At 43.1% G+C, this 1,035-nt stretch carries 2 protein-coding genes; both read left to right on the plus strand.

Annotated elements, in window-relative coordinates:
• The first annotated feature begins 233 nt into the window (after window positions 1–233).
• The gene (locus H5187_RS24910) at window positions 234–371 is read left to right on the plus strand and encodes a hypothetical protein (protein WP_259398921.1); all 138 of its coding nucleotides are present in this window, start codon (window positions 234–236) and stop codon (window positions 369–371) included.
• Window positions 372–382: 11 nt separating this feature from the next.
• On the plus strand, window positions 383–1,035 hold a 653-nt coding region (gene istB / locus H5187_RS23675), incomplete at its 3' end, for an IS21-like element helper ATPase IstB (protein ID WP_182798490.1).

The raw sequence follows: 1,035 nt of genomic DNA on the forward strand, positions 1-1,035 counted from the left end.
CAACACAGCCTCATCATATGCCTCTGGCGCATCAAAAACAGCATGAGCAGTCACCGATAAATTTACGCTCATGGGCATTAAGTATTGGAGAGTATACCCACCAAGTTGTTGAGTTACAGCTCAGTTGACGGCGTCACCCCGAGCACGCTTATCGCGCCTGTTTAGGGGTGTTAAGTTTAGCTAAAATCTATTCAAAAGAGCGGCTTGAGCAAGCGTGTTATCGCGCGATCATAATGAATACGACCACACTTAAATCAATAAAGCAGATGCTGAAGAAAGGGTTGGATCAACAACCGTTACCCACACAGCAAACAGAGCCAGAAAAGCCAATTACACATAGCAACATACGCGGCACACAGTATTACCATTAAGGAAATGAATCATGATAGACACCATTAACCAGCAACTTCAACTACTCAAGTTATCGGGTATAAAGCAAGCACTCAAGCAGCAGCTTGAACAGCCAAATTTATATCAAGAGCAAAGCTTTATAGAGCGCATCAGTTTATTGCTAACACATGAAATTGACACGCGTGAGCAAAGAAAAATCGACCGGTTCGTGCGACATGCTAAATTCCGCTTACCGGCTCAGTTAAATCAACTGATTTACTCGCCGACACGCAATATAGAAAAAGCACAGATACGTAACTTAAGCCAAAATAGCTGGTTGAACTTACACCAAAATATCTTAATCACTGGGGCAACAGGCTGTGGAAAAACCTACCTCGCATGTGCCTTAGGGCATGAGCACTGCCTACAAGGAAAAAGTGTTTACTATATTCGATTAAAAGAACTACTCGAAAGCCTGTTTCTAGCACAAGCAGATGGTAGTTACCGAAAATTACTAGCGAAGCTAATAAAGTATGATCTACTGATCTTAGACGACTGGGGGCTTGAACCACTGAGTGCGCAGCAACGAGGTGACTTACTCGAATTAATCGATGCGCGGTATGGGTATAAATCACACATAATTATAAGCCAGCTACCACAGGAAAACTGGCATGAAATGATAGGAGAATCAACCCATGCTGACGC

It is taken from the genome of Pseudoalteromonas sp. SG44-1, assembly GCF_014164315.1.
Classification (GTDB): domain Bacteria; phylum Pseudomonadota; class Gammaproteobacteria; order Enterobacterales; family Alteromonadaceae; genus Pseudoalteromonas; species Pseudoalteromonas rhizosphaerae.